The sequence below is a fragment of the Leptotrichia rugosa genome (assembly GCF_041200005.1).
Classification (GTDB): domain Bacteria; phylum Fusobacteriota; class Fusobacteriia; order Fusobacteriales; family Leptotrichiaceae; genus Leptotrichia; species Leptotrichia rugosa.
The window spans coordinates 293,078-310,030 of the sequence record NZ_CP165644.1 but is presented as its reverse complement, the minus strand read 5'-3'; the positions used below and the strand labels follow the sequence as shown (position 1 = coordinate 310,030).

General features: G+C 27.1%; 20 protein-coding genes. 2 read left to right on the top strand and 18 right to left on the bottom strand.

Translation table 11 applies throughout. The annotated features are described in order from the left end of the window. Positions 1-258 precede the first annotated feature (258 nt). Positions 259-825 (top strand): alkyl hydroperoxide reductase subunit C, encoded by a 567-nt coding sequence (gene ahpC / locus AB8B22_RS01515; protein WP_094079272.1) that lies wholly within the window; start codon positions 259-261, stop codon positions 823-825. Between the two features lie 125 nt (positions 826-950). Further along, a complete protein-coding gene (locus AB8B22_RS01510; RefSeq protein WP_369711330.1) occupies positions 951-1,583 on the top strand; it encodes a thioredoxin family protein in 633 nt (210 codons plus the stop codon). Between the two features lie 70 nt (positions 1,584-1,653). Here AB8B22_RS01510 and AB8B22_RS01505 read toward each other — a convergent pair whose 3' ends face one another. From AB8B22_RS01505 to AB8B22_RS01420, 18 genes are all read right to left on the bottom strand, one after another. After that, positions 1,654-2,289 (bottom strand): hypothetical protein, encoded by a 636-nt coding sequence (locus AB8B22_RS01505; protein ID WP_369711328.1) that lies wholly within the window; start codon positions 2,287-2,289, stop codon positions 1,654-1,656. Positions 2,290-2,295: 6 nt separating this feature from the next. Beyond that, positions 2,296-2,844 carry a flavodoxin family protein gene (locus tag AB8B22_RS01500; protein WP_369711326.1) on the bottom strand — a complete coding sequence of 183 codons (549 nt, stop codon included), beginning with the start codon at positions 2,842-2,844 and terminating at the stop codon, positions 2,296-2,298. A 64-nt stretch (positions 2,845-2,908) separates the two neighbouring features. Next, a complete protein-coding gene (locus AB8B22_RS01495) occupies positions 2,909-3,511 on the bottom strand; it encodes a TetR/AcrR family transcriptional regulator (RefSeq protein WP_369711325.1) in 603 nt (200 codons plus the stop codon). 103 nt (positions 3,512-3,614) lie between these two features. Further along, the gene (locus AB8B22_RS01490; RefSeq protein WP_369711324.1) at positions 3,615-3,854 is read right to left on the bottom strand and encodes a zinc-ribbon domain-containing protein; all 240 of its coding nucleotides are present in this window, start codon (positions 3,852-3,854) and stop codon (positions 3,615-3,617) included. A gap of 48 nt (positions 3,855-3,902) precedes the next feature. Then, positions 3,903-5,684, bottom strand: a complete 1,782-nt coding sequence (aspS, locus tag AB8B22_RS01485) for an aspartate--tRNA ligase (RefSeq protein WP_369711323.1) — start codon at positions 5,682-5,684, stop codon at positions 3,903-3,905. A 128-nt stretch (positions 5,685-5,812) separates the two neighbouring features. After that, positions 5,813-6,022 carry a DUF3791 domain-containing protein gene (locus AB8B22_RS01480; RefSeq protein WP_315343976.1) on the bottom strand — a complete coding sequence of 70 codons (210 nt, stop codon included), beginning with the start codon at positions 6,020-6,022 and terminating at the stop codon, positions 5,813-5,815. Beyond that, positions 6,015-6,275, bottom strand: a complete 261-nt coding sequence (locus AB8B22_RS01475; protein ID WP_369711321.1) for a hypothetical protein — start codon at positions 6,273-6,275, stop codon at positions 6,015-6,017. The genes AB8B22_RS01480 and AB8B22_RS01475 overlap by 8 nt, the downstream gene beginning before the upstream one ends. After that, entirely contained in the window at positions 6,272-6,538 is a 267-nt protein-coding gene (locus tag AB8B22_RS01470) for a DUF3990 domain-containing protein (protein ID WP_369711320.1), read from the bottom strand. Before AB8B22_RS01470 ends, AB8B22_RS01475 begins: the two co-directional genes overlap by 4 nt. Positions 6,539-6,910: 372 nt before the next feature. Further along, the gene (locus AB8B22_RS01465) at positions 6,911-7,645 is read right to left on the bottom strand and encodes an MAE_28990/MAE_18760 family HEPN-like nuclease (protein ID WP_314339671.1); all 735 of its coding nucleotides are present in this window, start codon (positions 7,643-7,645) and stop codon (positions 6,911-6,913) included. After that, on the bottom strand, positions 7,629-8,675 hold the full coding sequence (locus tag AB8B22_RS01460; RefSeq protein WP_314339672.1) for a DUF262 domain-containing protein: 1,047 nt from the start codon (positions 8,673-8,675) through the stop codon (positions 7,629-7,631). The genes AB8B22_RS01465 and AB8B22_RS01460 overlap by 17 nt, the downstream gene beginning before the upstream one ends. Further along, the gene (locus AB8B22_RS01455; RefSeq protein ID WP_369711915.1) at positions 8,668-9,006 is read right to left on the bottom strand and encodes a DNA cytosine methyltransferase; all 339 of its coding nucleotides are present in this window, start codon (positions 9,004-9,006) and stop codon (positions 8,668-8,670) included. Before AB8B22_RS01455 ends, AB8B22_RS01460 begins: the two co-directional genes overlap by 8 nt. Continuing rightward, positions 9,003-9,710, bottom strand: a complete 708-nt coding sequence (locus AB8B22_RS01450; RefSeq protein ID WP_369711319.1) for a DNA cytosine methyltransferase — start codon at positions 9,708-9,710, stop codon at positions 9,003-9,005. Before AB8B22_RS01450 ends, AB8B22_RS01455 begins: the two co-directional genes overlap by 4 nt. A 43-nt stretch (positions 9,711-9,753) precedes the next feature. Continuing rightward, positions 9,754-10,989, bottom strand: a complete 1,236-nt coding sequence (gene hisS, locus AB8B22_RS01445) for a histidine--tRNA ligase (protein WP_369711318.1) — start codon at positions 10,987-10,989, stop codon at positions 9,754-9,756. A 103-nt stretch (positions 10,990-11,092) separates the two neighbouring features. Further along, positions 11,093-11,629, bottom strand: a complete 537-nt coding sequence (locus tag AB8B22_RS01440) for a HEAT repeat domain-containing protein (protein WP_369711317.1) — start codon at positions 11,627-11,629, stop codon at positions 11,093-11,095. Between the two features lie 156 nt (positions 11,630-11,785). Beyond that, positions 11,786-13,297, bottom strand: a complete 1,512-nt coding sequence (locus AB8B22_RS01435; protein WP_369711316.1) for a hypothetical protein — start codon at positions 13,295-13,297, stop codon at positions 11,786-11,788. Positions 13,298-13,426: 129 nt separating this feature from the next. After that, positions 13,427-15,019 (bottom strand): glycoside hydrolase family 57 protein, encoded by a 1,593-nt coding sequence (locus AB8B22_RS01430; protein ID WP_369711314.1) that lies wholly within the window; start codon positions 15,017-15,019, stop codon positions 13,427-13,429. Positions 15,020-15,132: 113 nt separating this feature from the next. After that, positions 15,133-16,038: a YegS/Rv2252/BmrU family lipid kinase gene (locus AB8B22_RS01425; RefSeq protein WP_369711313.1), complete on the bottom strand. Its 906-nt coding sequence runs from the start codon at positions 16,036-16,038 to the stop codon at positions 15,133-15,135. A gap of 9 nt (positions 16,039-16,047) precedes the next feature. Then, complete coding sequence (locus tag AB8B22_RS01420) at positions 16,048-16,953, bottom strand: M23 family metallopeptidase (protein ID WP_369711312.1); 906 nt, start codon at positions 16,951-16,953, stop codon at positions 16,048-16,050.

Genomic DNA, 16,953 nt, shown 5'->3' with positions numbered 1-16,953 from the left:
TTAAATTTTTAAAAAAAATATTTGACAAATTTATAAATTAAATGTATAATGTAACCAAGAAATATTTGTAATTATTTCAATTTAAAAACAATAATCATTTATAGTTAAATAATAAAATCAATTATCAAAAAATTTCTCTACTTTTTATTAACCGATTTTTATCTTTCGGCTTAATGTAAATTAATTTCTCTAAAATAAAATTGTTAATTTGATTTATTTAACTATAAATTTAAAAATTAAAACTTAGGAGGAATAAATATGTCATTAATTGGAAAAAAAGTTGATAATTTTACAGTTCAAGGTTATCAAAACGAAACTTTCAGAGAAGTAAACTTTGAAAAAGATATTTTGGGAAAATGGAGCATTTTTATGTTCTATCCAGCAGATTTCACATTTGTTTGCCCAACAGAATTAGAAGATTTGGAAGATCACCACAAAGAATTAAATGATTTGGGATTTGAAGTTTATTCAGTAAGTACTGATACTCACTTCACTCACAAAGCTTGGCACGATCATTCAGAAGCAATTAGCAAAGTAACTTTCACAATGCTAGGAGATCCAAAAAAAGAATTAGTTAAAATCTTTGATGTTTTGGAAGAAGAATCAGGAATGGCTTTCAGAGGAACTTTCATTGTAAACCCTGAAGGAAAAATCGTTGCTTACGAAGTAAACGACGGTGGAATCGGAAGAGATGCTTCAGAATTAGTAAGAAGAGCAAAAGCTGCAAAATTTGTACACGACAATCCTGGATTAGTTTGCCCAGCTAAATGGAAAGAAGGAGAAAAAACATTAAAACCTGGATTAGATTTAGTAGGTAAAATTTAATTCATAAAAAAATTATCCACAATTTAAAAATATAAAATGATTTAAGGGAGTTTTTCTCCCTTATTTTGAATAAATAAAAAAAATAAAATAATAATAAAAATTAAATTAATTTAAAAGGAGTAAAAATGGCTTTATTAGATAAAAATATTGTAGAACAATTAAAAGGATATTTTAATAATATAAATGGAAATATCGAAATGGTGTCTTTTTTGGACGACAGCGAAAAATCAAAAGAATTAGATAGTTTTCTAACAGAAGTTGATGCTATTTCAGACAAAGTTAATTACACAAAAAAAACTTTTGGAAGTGACGCTGATTTTGAAAAAATGCACAATATCACAAGACCAATTTCATTTACTTTATTAAAAGATGGAAAAAAATCTGGAATTAACTTTAACGGAATTCCTGGAGGACACGAATTTAACAGCTTCGTTTTGGCGATACTTGGACTTGCTGGGATGGGTAAAAAATTGGGAGGAGAACAATTAATTAAAGTAGAATCTGTTACAAAACCTTTAAATATCGAAACTTATGTTTCTCTTTCTTGTACAAAATGTCCTGAAGTTATTCAAGCATTAAATATAATTTCTATGGCAAATGAAAATATCACAACTTCATTGATTGACGGAGGAGTTTTCACTGAAGAAGTTACTCAAAAAAATATTCAAGGTGTGCCAGTTGTTTATATCAATGGAGAAAAAGCTTCTGTTGGAGAAAAAACGATTGAAGAATTGATTGATATTGTTACAAATGCCTAATAGCCTAAAATATTTTATATAATTTAAAAAGAAACTATTTCATAAAATTATCTTATGAGATAGTTTTTTTTTATAATTTATTACTTTTTCTAAACAAATCTTTTACCCTCAAATTATTTTTTCTCGCTTTTAAAACCCACGAAATCGATCCTTGTACAAAATACAAAATTCTTAGCCAATTTTGATTTATATAAATATTCTCATCGCTTTTTAAAGTTAAAATATTATCAGAAAATTTTTCTAATGCTTTACCTAAATTTTTCAGAGGTCCTTTTCCAAATTTACATTTTTTCAAATATGGCAACAATTCTCCTGCACCCACACCAACTCCTTGCCCCCATTTTGCCTGAACTTTCTCGCACCAGTTCTTCATCTGCAAAATTGCCAAATGATTTTGTTTTCCTTCATAAAATCCATTATTAACCGCACAATAAATTTTACTTCCAGACTTTATAACTTTTTCCTTCTCAAATTCTACAAGTAATTTTAGTAAATTGGATGGAATTCCATCAACATATAAAGGAAAAAGAAATATTAAAACATCGCTATTGTAGATTTCATTTTTCATTTTATCATTTAGCTTAAAAGAAATTGAATAATATTTTTTTATTTCATTTTCTTTAAGTAAAGACGAAAGATAATTTCCTAATATTTCAGAATTACTTTTAATTGCTTTTGGACTTCCATTTATTAGAGTAATTTTCATATTCCATCATTCTCCCTGATCTTCTAAAAAAGAAACCTTAAAATTTTTTACATCTAAATTTACACTGTTAGCCTTTACTATTTCTTTAGCCGCCATTTTTTCACTTTGTGTCAAATTTTCCCCATAAAAATATACATTTAAATCAAATCTCGTTTTATTTCGTGCGATATGATGCATTTCCTTATTCTTAAATTTAAAAAATGGTAACAAATATGGAATTGTCCTATCCAGCACATTTTTTACAAACGGACTGTAAGATCCATAGACACATTGACTTATAATCACAACTTTGTCTGCCTTTGAATATAATGTTGCTAAATTTTCATATCCATCCCTAATTTTACATTTCCCAGGAGTTTTAATCCAGCATTCAAAGCACCCCATGCAACTTTTAATTTTATTATTATCACAAATTATAAACATATCTTCATCAACTATTATTTTCTTTTGATTTATACTTTCTTTTATTTTATCTATAATTTTTTCTTTTTTTTCAATTTTCCACTTTAAATTTTCTAATTTTTCATTACTTAAATCATGTATAATCAATTCCATATTTTTCACCTTATTTAAGATTTAAACTCATATAGCATAACAACTTTAAAATTTCATTTTAATATTACTTTACTATACAAACTGATTTTATTATCTCTTCTATTTTTTCTTCCCAAATTTCAGAATATGTTATATCATTCATAATCATTATTGTTACTAATCCCTGTACTAATGCCCACATTGCTATAATTTTATCTTGTATAGCTTGATTTGGTACATCTGCTTTTTGAAGTACTTTAGTTGCCTCGCTTTTTAATATATTAAAAGCACTTTGATTACTATTTTCTATTTTTGAAAATTCTGACAATAAATCTATTTTTGTATTACTTCTTGAAATTATAAAATAATAATACTCATGATTTTCGCAAAAAAACATAACATATGTTTTTCCCAATTTTACCAATAAATCTTCGCTATTTTCATATTTTTTTCTCGTCTTAGCCAATTCCATTGCTAATATTTTCCAAATATAATCACTCATTGCTTCAAGTAAATCACTTTTTTTCTTAAAATATGTATAGGGAGCCGCATTACTTACTCCACACATTTTAGCTATTCTTCTTAAAGATAATTTTTCTTCCCCCACCTCATTTATCATTTCTATCCCCTTTTCAATCAATTCTTCTCTCAGATTTCCATGATGATAGCTCTTTTTAGATTTCTTCATTTTATTGACCTTTCATTTATCTTTTCACTGTAAAGATTATACAATTTAATCTTAACACTGTCAAGTTTATTTTGAAAATTTTTTTTATTTTAACTTAAATTTTTTAAATATCTTTTAGCACATCATAAGCCTGATGGCAAATTGGACATTCCAAATATTCTTTCCTTGCACTTATCGGAAAAACTGGTATCCAAAACAAAGTAAACCAGTCACGATATTCCATAAAATTCCAATCAGATGTATTGTTGCATCTTGAACAATGACAGTTTTCTAGCGTTCCTAAATTTTTAAATTTTCTTTTCGTTCCAAATATTAAAATCATTTTAGATACCTCACTTTCCAATTTTTGAGTAAAACTTCTCCCACTCCTATAAAAAAGTGGGAGACTTTATTAATCTTCTTTTTCAACTTCCAGCAATTTCAATCTCAAATCATCTTCAAGCACTTGTTCTTCAATTCCCGCAGGTGCTCCAGTCATCAAGTCTTGTCCCTTATTAGTTTTAGGGAACGGAATTACTTCTTTTATTGAGTCTTCCTTCAACATTGCCATAAGCCATCTATCAATTCCGTAAGCAAGTCCTCCATGTGGTGGAACTCCATATTTTAAGACTTTCAAGAAAAATCCAAATTTATCTTCCAATTCTTCTTGACCAAATCCTAATTTTTCAAAAACTTTTGCTTGTAAATTTTCATCGTGAATTCTGATACTTCCTCCACCGATTTCATAACCATTTAAGACAATATCGTATGAATCTGTCTTAATTTTTGCAAGTTCATTCGTATCAAGATACTTTCTATCTTCTTCTTTAATCGAAGTAAATGGATGATGTTGTGCTTTGTATCTATTTTCTTCTTCACTCCATTCAAACATAGGAAAATCAACTACCCATAAAAATTTAAACGCATTTTTGTCAATTAATTCCAACTCTTCTCCCAATTTCAATCTCAACGCTCCCAATCCATCGTGCACAACTTTATATTTATCAGCCAAAATTAATGCAACTTCATTATTTTTGATTCCCAATTTTTCAATAATTTGTGCCAATTTTTCTTCTGAGAAAAATTTTGCAATTGGAGAATTTATTTCCCCATTTTCATTCATTTTAATATACGCCAAACCTTTTGCTTTAAAGTATGTTTTCACATAATCTTCCAAATCTTTAATATATTTTCTTGAGAATTTTTTTGCATTTGGTGCTACAATCGCTTTCACATTTCCACCATCTTTCAACGCATTTTCAAAAACGCCAAATCCACAATCAGTAGTTTCTTCAGATAAATCAATCAATTTCATATCAAATCTCAAATCTGGCTTATCTGAACCATAAAAATTCATCGCATCATCGTAGCTCATTCTTGGAAATTTTTTAGTAATTTCAATTCCTGTAACATCTTTAAATACTGTCTTTGTCAATTCTTCAGCCATTGAAATCACATCTTCTTGCTCAACAAACGACATTTCCACATCTAATTGAGTAAATTCAGGCTGTCTGTCAGCTCTCAAATCTTCATCTCTAAAACATTTTGCCAATTGGTAATATTTGTCAATCCCAGAAACCATAAGTATTTGCTTAAATAATTGTGGTGATTGTGGCAATGCATAAAAATCACCTTTGTTAGTTCTACTTGGCACGATAAAATCCCTTGCTCCTTCAGGTGTCGCTTTTGCCAAAATCGGAGTGTCGACATCCAAAAATCCATTTTTATTCATAAATTTTCTAATCGAAAACAGCATATCATTTCTTTTAATAATATTATTTAACATTTTCGGTCTTCTAATATCCAAATATCTATAAGTCAATCTCATATTTTCACTAAGATTCCCAGTTTCACTAATCTCAAACGGCAGCTGCTTTGCTCGGCTTAAAACCTCAATTTTTTTCGCTTCAATTTCAATATCCCCAGTTGGGATATTTTTATTTTTACTACTTCTTTCAGCCACAACTCCTGTAACCTTCAAAACCCATTCATTCTTATATTTTCTAGCTTCCTCAAAAAGCTCACTCCCAGAAACTTCCTCATTCAACAAAATCTGGGTAATCCCATATCTATCCCTCAAATCAATAAACACAAAGTGCCCCAAATCCCTAACTTTAGAAATCCATCCCGACAAAGTTACTTCTTCGCCAATATTTTCCATTCTTAATTCATTTAATTTATAATCTCTATACATTTTTTATCCTTTCTTTTATTTATTTAATGATTTTATATTTTATTTTTTTTAAAGATACATTTGATAACCTAAGTTTTTTTATTATTCTTAATTTTAATCAATAAAAATAGTCAAATCTTTTTGAATTTTCAATCCAATTCCTCTTTTTCAGCACAAATCAGCTCAATATCTTCAAATGCATTTTCTATCGCTTCAATGTGGTACATTTCATACATATCAAATATTTTTTCAGTTACCAAAAGTTTATCCCACTTTTCTAAAATATTTTTTGCATTCTCATTTTTCCATTCTGCATATTTTTCGAGCAAATACACAAAAAACTTCATTTTTTTAGACACCGCTATCACCTCTGATATACACAGAATTTCTAGGATCTCCAGTAATTTTCTCATTTTCCCACATGTCTAAAATTGCTAATGGACTAAATTCCCACATTTCCAATTCAAAATCTGAAAGCATTTCATAAGTTTCTGAATACAAAAATTTTCTCATTGATTCCATTTCACTAAATCCATATTTTTCTGAAATAAGTTTTATCACTTCACTATCGTAATTTGCCAAAATGTCTGAAAATATTTCTTTCATATTCATACTTGCATCAACTCCACAAACTTCAATTTTTCCAAAGCCTTTTCTGTCTTAAATGCATATTGATCTTTTAGTTTCTGTGGCAATAATCTTTTCAACGCTTCTTTTTCATCATATATCCCATTTAAATATAAATTTAAAACTGGCATTGTTGTGTCATTTGCCACTGCTCCAATTACAATATCTAAATCTTCATCAAATATTTTACTTGTTCTATTTTTAGAAATATATTTTAACCACTCCTCATTTGCATATTCAAACTTCAAAACTTTTAAATTTTCTAAATTAACTTTTTTAATTTCAAATCAATGCCAATAAATTTAACTAATTATCGAACCAGTTATCAAATAAATCAAAACTATTATATCACACTTTGAATTTATTATACTTTTCACATCAACAATTATTATAAAAACAACTCAGCACATTCCATAATGATATTTTTCATATTTCCTTTAAACTTGTGAACGACAAAAAATCCAGTTAACCTTCCAAGAATAATAGCAATTCCATTTACTACATTTCCAAAAAAATTACTTTCTAGAATTTTTAATTAACAATCTATACTTATAAATTTTTCTTTTAAATGAATTCTTCGCATTATACTTGAAAAAATATATATTTTGAAAATTTAATATTTATTTTTGTTTATATTTTTTTTCATCAATAAATTTCTTAACTGCATTTAGCAAATCATCCATTAATAAGACTATTTCATTATAATAATTTTCTAAATCACTTACCGTATAATCGGAACCAACTTCTATAAAAGATTTTCTACCGTGTGCTAAAGCATTCCTTTCATTTTTTATGTTATCTAATGAAAATTTATGATTTTCTGGATCTTGGCTTCGTGATCTAGAATTTAAAACTATTCCGTGTAATTTACACATTTCTCTCAAATTTTTAGCACCTACATTTCCCGATAAGTTAGATAAGTTTTTTATTTCAAATTTTAAAACTATCCCATTAGCGATTTCTTCAATAATCTCATTTACTTTATCTTTATAAGTATTAAAATTTGAATTCTTTTTAAATGAATCTAAAAATTTATATTCAATAAATAATTTTTGAAAGACTTCACTAGCTTGTAAATAAGTTATATTTTCATATTCAAATTTTTGATATATTGAATCAATAAAAAGAAAAACAGAAGCTTCTATAAAATTATATAATAATAAAATAAAATTTGAACGAAAAATTTTAAAAAAATCATTATAAGTAAAATTCATATTATCAGCATTATAATTAAAGTCAATAATTGTTTCTTCTATTTCTCCTAAATCATTTTTTATTTTTAAATTCTCAAATTTTTCTAATATATTAAAGCAATATCTTAACTCATTTTTCCTTTTTTTATATTCTGATATCATGATGAATATTATCTCCTAATAATTTATTTTTTACAAATTCAATCCTTTCTACTAATTTAGATTTATTATTTGCACTATCGGTAGTTGTTACTTTTTTAAATTCTTTTGACTCTAACCATTCTTCTATATTTGTGTTTAGTTTTTTATTTTCATTTAAAGCTAAATTTACTCCGACAGAAATTGCTTCAAATCTAGTTCTTGGAGTAGATATTGAGCTTTTTGATTTAGCAAAACCATTAGGAAAATATTTCTCTACAAATACTAACATATTTTCAAAATTTTTTAATAATCTTTCTTTATCAAAATCTCTTAAATTCTTTTTTACATAATCTTCCAAAAAATTAGTTACCTTTCCATCATATTCATCTAAACTATCTGAATATGCAAAAAATCTAAGTACTAATTCTAAATTTTCTTTCTTTTTTTGTTTTTCCAGAGAAATTGGACATAATTTTTTATATTTTTCATTTTTTGAACATCTCTTTAAAAATTCGATAAATTCTTCATCAGCATAAGTACCTAACAATACTTCTATTGGTTCTAATTTTTGACTAGTCGTATTAAGTCTGTTAAAAATTTCTTTTCTGAATTCATTATTTGTTTTTTCTTCTAAAAGAATAACTCTCAAAGCTGTATTTTCAAATTTATTTTTAAATTTTTCAGGTAAATCATTAAAATAACAATTATTTAAACTTTTTAATTTTTTTAAGCCTTCTAGTTTTAATTTATTTTCTAAAAAGAAATAAACACTTTGTAATCTTTGAGCACCGTCTACAACTTCTAAAATTCCTTTATCTTTATCTTCATAAAAAAACAAAAAAGGTATTGGAAATCCCATTAATATAGATTCTATTAACTTTGATTGTTTATCAATAGTCCATACAAATTCTCTTTGATAATTTGGAATAATAATTTTTTTATTTTCAAACCTTCGACAAATAGATTCAATAGGGTAATCTACTGTATCATATTTTATTTTTTCTCTATACCTTTCTATTTCTTTATGAATTTTTTCTAAATCTTTATTCATTTAAAACACCCCTTTCATATAAATGATTTATTATTGTTTGTGCTATATATTCAGCCAATTTCGGAGGAACTGCATTTCCAATATGTCTTGCTACTTCTGTTATTTTGAATTTTTTTTTATGTTCTACAAATTTATATTTTTTTGGAAAAGACTGAAGAATAGCTCCTTCTCTTATTGAAATTGCTCTGTCTTGTTCAGGATGTCCATATCTTCCAGTTCCATAATTATAAAATTGTGTTGTTAAAGTAGGAGCTACATCATCCCATTTCATTCTTCCAAAAACAGATTTATAAGTTAATCCTGTTTTTTTCTTATAGCAATTTGGTTTTATATTTTCAGCATAACTCCCAAGTTTTTCCAGAATAGAATTTGAATTCTTTGAAGATTCAAATCACTCAACTTAGAAGCTCTATGAATAAAATCTTTTTTACTTATTTCTCCCGCTTTTATAGGAGATAGATTTTTAATAGCTTCTCTTACTGTTACTTTTTTTATATCTTTTTTCAAAAAATTAATTTCTCCAAATTTTGATGCTAATAATAATAATCTTTTTCGTCTTTGTGGTACACCATAATTTTCAGCATTGTGTACATCATAATTTACATAGTATCCCATGTTTTTCAATGAAGTATAAAACTTTACAAATATTCTTTCTTTTTGTAGAGTAGGTACATTTTCCATTGAGATAATGTCAGGATTACTTATTTTAATAATTCTTAAAAATTCATTTAGTAAATCCCAATCTTTATGTTTATTACTATTTTTTTTGTCTTTTCTATAATTAGAAAATGGTTGACATGGAGCACACCCCATTAATAATTTTATATTCTTTTCTCCAAAAAGTGAATTTATTTCCTTTTTTGTTATTTCCGTTACAGATTTATTTATAAAAATACTGCAATTATTTACCTCATATGCATATCTGCAAGTTTCATCAATATCAATACCTGCTCTCACTTCAATTCCTGCTTTCTTTATACCATATGTCAAGCCACCAATTCCACAAAATAAATCTACTGCTACAATTTTTTTCATATCAATCTCCTCCTTTCTATAAAAATTTTATAAATTGATACAATTATTTCAAAATCTCTAAAACTTCTTCAAAACTGTATTTTTTCTGCTCCCCAGTACTAAACTTCTTAACCGTGATCACATTTTCATCTCGTTCTTCTTCCCCTAAAATCAACACATATTCAGCATTTTCACGGTTTGCCTTTTTCATTTGTGCTCCAAAGCTTTTTGCATTGTAGTCAAAGTTTACTTTAATACCATTTTCTCTAAGTTCGTTTACTGTTTTCACAAAATACTCTTTTGTATTATCAAAATAAATTACGTAAATTTTTTCTTCATTTTCAGAAATTATAGAATCGTCCATTAACATCGCAATTCTTTCCATTCCAGCGGCAAATCCAATTCCAGGAACTTTCGCATTTCCTAATATTTCAAGCAATCTGTCGTATCGTCCACCCGCTAGAACTGTCGCTTGCGATCCCAATTTATTTGATTTAATTTCAAAAACCGTGTCCGAATAATAGTCAAGCCCTCTAACTAATTTATCATTTACAACATAATTCACGCCCAACAATTCCAAACATTTTTTAGTATCTTCAAAATATTTTTTACTTTCTTCATCCAAATAATCATAAAGTTTTGGTGCATTTTTAAACTCTTCTTGATCACCTTTATCCTTAGAATCCAAAGCTCTCAAAGGATTTTTCTCATATCTTTTTTGCGAATCTTCACTCAATTTATCAAGTCTTTCAAACATAAATTTTTTCAAATCTTCAATATATTTTTTTCTCGACTCAACATTTCCCAAGCTGTTAATTTCCACAACTAAGCCAGTAATTCCAAGCTCTTCAAGAAAATCACAACCCATTTTAATAATTTCTGCATCTAAATAAGCACTTCTCACACCAAACATTTCCACTCCAGTTTGATGAAATTCTCTCATTCTACCTTTTTGCGGTGCTTCGTATCTGTACATCGGACCGTTGTAAAACCATTTCACAATCGGAGAAGACTTATGAAATCCAGCTTCAAGATACGCTCTTACAACTCCCGCAGTCCCTTCTGGACGCATTGTGACATCTCTTTCTCCCTTATCCTTGAAATCATACATTTCTTTTGAAACAACATCAGTTTCATCTCCAACACCTCTTCTAAAAAGCTCCGTTTCCTCTAAAATCGGCGTAATTATTCGCTCAAATCCATATTTTCCAAAAACTTTTTTTGAAGCATCTACAATCGCATCGTATTTTTTCACATCATCAGAATATCTATCTTTCATTCCTTTTAAGGCAGCTATCATATTTTTTTCCTTTCTTAAATTAATATCGTCAATTTTATTTTATAAATTATTATACCACAATTGAATAAAGATTTTAAGATGTGGGATTTCATAATTAATCTTTTCATTCAACATCTTTATTTGTAAAATCACATCTAGTTAACTGCTCCATCGCATGTTTTCTTATCATTTCTTCATCACTTTGTAATAATAATTCCAGTTTTTCTTTCGCCTTAGGAGTATTTATATCCCCTAAAGCAAAACAACATTTTCTCACTAATGCGAAATTATCATCCCAACGGTATTTTTCAAAATTTGAAATTGCTAGTTCGTATATACAGTCTATTGTAGAAGGTAATTCTAGTTGCTGGAGATAAAACACTATATCTTCGTGTTTTCCATGCCATTCTTCTTTTGTTAATTTGCATAAAATATCAACAAATTTTTCACTGTATAATTTGAACATGTAAATTGCTGAAATTAAAATATCTACGCTGTGTCCATTTTTTTCATTATATGCTTTTTCCAACTCTGTTTTTATATACTCTATTCTTTCATCATCATTTTTTAAAAATTCCTTTTGTACTTGTTGAAAACTTATTTGTTTTTTATATTCTTTCCACATCAAATTTTCCAATTTTTCAAGATTATTTTTTTCCATTTTTTATTATTTCCTTTCTAAAATTGATTTCTTTAATATTTTGATTAAATATTTCCAGTCCTTTTCTTTATTAATATTAGTCAAATTAAAAATACTCCATCATTTTAAATTTTGATACAATGCAAAAATTGTCGTGATCTTTTTATAACTTACTCACTAATTTATTTTATTTTTCTCATTTTCTATCAAATTTTTCAAATCATTACTTCCTTCTTCATAAATTATTTTTGCAATAACCCTCAAAATTTTATAAAGTTTTCTCAAGCCGTAAAATATTAAAATTGTCAAAAGAAAAGTTTGTGAAAATAATAATGAAAATAATAAATTTATGTTTTTGTTGATTTTATACAAACTTTTTTCTAAAAAAAGACTAAATACGATATTTCTTAGCAAATAAACTTGCACAGGAATATAAATTGCAGTTGCCATGCGGATTATTTTTAATATTGAAAGCACAAGTTTTCTTATTTCAAACGAATATTTTTCCTCTCTTTGCAAAATTTTATACATAATTTTTTCTTTTGTAATAAATTCCAGCTCAAAATATCTATTTTTTAAAGTCAAAAGTAACATAAAAATTACAGAAAGCAAAAACATCACATAATTAATCTGTTTTTTTATTTTCAATTTTTTATCCACAATGAAAATTTCTTTCCCTTTATTTTTTTGAAAATACCGATAACTACTGTTTAACGGCAAATAAATTCCATTTGAAAGTTTTATAATTTTTCCTGAAATAATATTTCCGCTGTAAATTTTATGTTTTGAAAAAATTTTCACAACATTATTTTTTAAATCAACATATTCACCCTTTTGAGATTTCAAATTTCCATTTTCTTCTTCAAAATTACTTCTATTTTTTTCATAATAAAGCATAAGACTGCTATTTTCCTTGACTAACAAATTTTCAACTCTATAATTTCCTTCCATTTTATTTCTCGAATCAATAATTTTTCCATCTTTATCAACCGACCATTTAAAATGATAATTTTCATTCAAAATTTCAATAGTAGAATTTTTCAACAAATCCATATCATCCACATCATCGCTTTCCAAAATTAAAAAACTCTGATTTTTCTCCAAAAGTTTTTTTGTATAATTCTGAAAAGTAAGATTTTCCAAAAACAGCAAAATTATTCCAATTATTATTTTATCCCATTTAATATGCAAATAAAAAGCACCAATATAAAACTTTTTCGTCATCTGCACCCAAAATAGACTTACCCATCTTATAAAAACCAAACTCATCCAAACTATGACAAATGTTATCCAGCTCACAAAAATCAATAAATAAATGTGATAATTCAAAACTTTAATTTGCCAGGCAATATTTAAAGAAGTCAATATCAACATTGCATAAACTGTGATTTCCAAAAAAAATTGGGAAAAATCCATTATTTTAATTTGATTATTTTTTATTTTCAAATATTTTTTTCGCTTGTAATAAAGCTTTTTTAAATTTTTCTTAGTCTTATTTTCTTCACAAACTTTTCTTAATTCCCATATTTCATTTTCTATTTTTTTTAACATCATAAATTTAAACTTCTTTAAACGAACATCATTTTTCAAATATTTATTTTCATTTCGCATAAGTTTTACTTTTGTAGAAATAATATAAGAAACTATAACCTTATATAAAATTTTTAAAACCTTTATGATTTCTTGCATTTTTTTCCTCCTTTTTTATTTTTTGTTTTTTATTTTTAATTTTTTACTTTCTATAATTTTTTATATTATATAAAAAAGACTGGCACAAGTCCAGTCTTAAATATCAGAATATTTTTATTTATCTAATTTTTACAGCCAACTGCTTTTATACATTCTATAATCCATTTCAGGGAAAATATTATCTCTACTTTCTATTTCAGAAATCCAGCTTTCGTCAAGCGAACCACCTTTGAAATCTTCGTAAATTTTGAATAATCTATTTACATGGTCACTTATTTTTTTATGAGCATAACCCACCATTGTTCCTGTATACATTATAAATTCCCAACAAGAAGTTTGAGCCATGACTAATTCTCTTGCAGCTTGATTTAATGCTCTATATTCCAATTCATTGTAAGGTTCTCTTCCATTTGCAAGTTCTATCATTTTTGCTGCTGCTTTGTGTAAGTGTCTGTAGACATAGTCATTTGAGCCGTCTATCCAAACGTCATAATATCCATTTGCTCCCCAGCTTGACATACTTACATCCACAATTTGGTTAGTCGGATATTTTTGTAAATATTTGTATGGTGTAATTGTTGAAAAGTCTGATTCTGCTGCTGCTCTAAATACCCATTCCAAGAAAATAGGACCTTCATACCACCAGTGTCCGTATAATTCTGCATCGTATGGTGAAATTACAATAGGTTTTCTATATTTCATTTTTGAAGCCAAAAATTCAATTTGTTTTGAACGGTTAAACACAAAATTGTAAGCGTGTTCTTTAGCTCTGTTATAAGCTAAATCAGGGTCATAAACAGCTTTGTAAGTACCTTTTTTATCTGTAATTGCGTGATATTTTATTCCGATATTTCTTCTTACGCCGTCGCTATGTAAATAAGGTTTTACATAATCGTAGTCCAACTCATATCCAGCATCTTTATGGAACTCTCTGTATACTCCATCTCCAGGATACCCGATTTCCGAACTCCATACTTGCTCTGATGATTCCAAATCACGTGCAAATGCCGCAACATAATTTCTTGTATAAACAGGTGAATAAATACCATAAACTGGTCTTGGATCACTATGCATTATTCCGTGAGCATCAACTAAGAAGTAACGGAATCCGTGTTTTTCCAAAAACTTATCTTGTCCAGGATAATAAGCACATTCTGCAAGCCATATTCCTTTAGGTTCTCTTCCAAAGTTTTTTATGTAATCTTTTTTTGCCATATAAACCTGAGCGTTTACTGCTTCTGGATAATCTTTCATAACAGGTAAAAATCCATGTGTCGCTGTAACAGGTATAATTTCCAAATTCCCTTGATCCTGAAATTTTCTAAATGCTCCTACTAAATCTCTTCCGTATTTTTTCTCAAAGACATCTTTTGCTCTTTGGTTAAACCACAAATTATGTTCAGCAACTTTTTTCATATCAGGATAAGGTGCTAATCTTTCTAATTCTTTTTTACAAAATTCAACAAGCTTGTTGATATGTTTTAAATATCTGTTTCTCAACAAATCGTCATTCATCATATTTACAAGTGTCCCTGACATTGTTATTGTCATATTCCAAGGAATATTATCCCTTGTCAAATTGTCAAACATTTCCAAAAGCGGAATATATGTTTCGGTAATCGCTTCATATAGCCAATCTTCTTCCAAAAATTCTTCATATTCAGGGTGTCTTACATAAGGTAAATGTGCGTGCAAAACAAAACTTAAATATCCATTATTCATACTTTTTTTCCTCCATACTCAAATTTTTTATTATATATTATTTATACCACATTTTTTAACTTTTTTAAAGCATTATTTTAAATATCTTTTTTTTATTTACAATTTTAAGAAAATTAATAAAAGATTTTTAATTTACCGCTAACAACTTTTATGTTTACATCTTGATTTCTTCCTCTTTCGCCATCGATGCTAACTCCTATTTTTTCTTCAATTTTTTTAATTTTACAGCTTTTTATTTTCAAAATTCTCACATAATCGTTGTTCATCAAATTATTATTTAACAAATCTAAAAATGTTTTTGAAATATCAAGCGGATTATCAATATTTTTTACAATTAAAATATGTAAAAATTCATCATTTACATCTGCATTGTAAATTATTTCATCAAATCCAGCAACACTTTTTCCATTCAAAATCATAAATAAAATTGCTTTTTCTTCAATATCTTCATAATCTTTTCCATCAAAAATCTGCATTTTTAAATCAAATTTTTTTATATTTGTCAATTCTGTGAGTCCATTCAAATAATACGCAACTTTTCCAATTGTCTTTTTTAAATTTTTGTCTGTATTGTAAGAAATTTTTGAAAAAAGTCCACTGGCATAAGATGATAAAAAAATCTTTTTCCCGTTAATTAAACCAAAATCAACATACTTCGGCTCTTTTATTAAAATATTGTAAATCCAGTCATTGATGTTATTTCCTAAATTTAGTGATTTTCCAAAATCATTTGAAGTTCCAGTTGGAAAAATGGCAACTTTTGGAAACTTTATATTTTTTATATAAATCTCGCTTAAAGTTCGGCTAAGCGTACCATCTCCACCAGATAAAATTAAAATATCGTATTTTTCATTTGCTAAAATATCACAGAGTTTATTATATTTATTTATACTGTAAAAAGTTACTATAATTCCCTTTTTTAAAAGTCTAGTCACTATCAAATCGAAATTATTAAAAATTATATTCGAATTTCCAGATTTCGGATTATATACTAAAAGTGCCTTTTTTAGCTTTTTCATAAATTTTTCCTACTTTCTTCTTGAAATTTTTTGAGCATTTCTTTTATTTTTTTCAAATTTATGTTCTTCTTTTAAACCTTTTAAATTTTTTTCTTCTTTTTCTTTATTAAAAAATATACTTTTTGTTCTAAATCCTATATCGTAACCTTTTGGCTCAAACCACTGTGTTTTGCTTTTCTCAGTTTGAATTTTTTTCTCATCCTTGGTCAAATTATTTCCATTTTTTATTTTAAAATACATTTCAGGATCAACTCTATTTATAAGTCCTTTTCCTCTCATTTCAAAAGCTATCTCAAAATGTAAATGCGGTGCATGAGTTCCACTGGCATTTCCTGTTGTTCCCGTTTTTGCTATCACTTGTCCAGCTTTTACTTCATCTCCTATTTTTACTTTAACTTCACTCAGATGCGCATATCTTATGTATTTTATTGGAAGCGCAGGATTGTAATTAGGACCGTAAAGCTGTTCCCTTGCACTTTCTTTTGGCTTATAATGTTTTCTTTTTATTTTTTCTAAATCAGCCGGATTTACTTCTAGATAAAAATTTAACCCATAACCTGTTTTGTCAACATACAAATCAACAACTTTTCCATCAGCAACTGCATACACATCAGTACCAGGTTCTGCAAAAATATCAACTCCTTGGTGAACTCTTAAACCATTACTCCGAACCCTTCCAAATTTTGACCAGTCAGGATATTCTTCTCCACGAAAATTATAATATGCAAGTTGTGGATTTTTCACTGGATTAATTCTAAAAATATTGTCTTCTTCTTCAAAAACATTATTATTTTTTTTATTTTTATTTGTACTATTAAATGTCAACATCAAAATAATAATCACTAGAACTATAAAAGCTACTACTCCTACAATTATTATATTTTTTTTATTTATAAAATTTTTACTCTCGTCCAT